Raw genomic sequence first — 366 nt, 5'->3', positions numbered from 1 at the left:
CAAGGTATTGTATCTTGCTTATGATGGCTTTGAAGCTTTTTGTTTGTGAGTTTAAGGGACTTGTGCTTGAATTTAAGCCTTGCAATCCTTCATTTGAGCTTGTGTTTTGTGAGTTTAAGTTTGAATTCAGCTCTGTATTTGAATTTAAAAAATTTGTTTCTTGTGAATTTAAGCCTTGTTCGTTCTCGCTTTGTGAATTTAAAGCACTTTGCGAATTCAAAGAGGCCTCATTTGGACTTTGTGAATTTAAGCTTGAATTCAGCCCTGTTTGTGAATTTAAGGGACCTGTTGTCTGTGAATTCAAAGCATTTAAGCTTGAATTTAAAGGCATTTGATTTAGATCTTGCAAAGATGATGTGATTTTTA

At 33.6% G+C, this 366-nt stretch carries 1 protein-coding gene; it reads right to left on the bottom strand.

Annotated elements, in window-relative coordinates:
• Window positions 1-366: hypothetical protein (locus tag DMC01_RS14360; protein WP_185908999.1), on the bottom strand; the 366-nt coding region annotated here is incomplete at both ends.

Source organism: Campylobacter troglodytis (assembly GCF_006864425.1).
Lineage (GTDB): Bacteria > Campylobacterota > Campylobacteria > Campylobacterales > Campylobacteraceae > Campylobacter_D > Campylobacter_D troglodytis.
The sequence above is the reverse complement of the archived record's forward strand: the minus strand, read 5'-3'. Positions and strand labels throughout refer to the sequence as shown.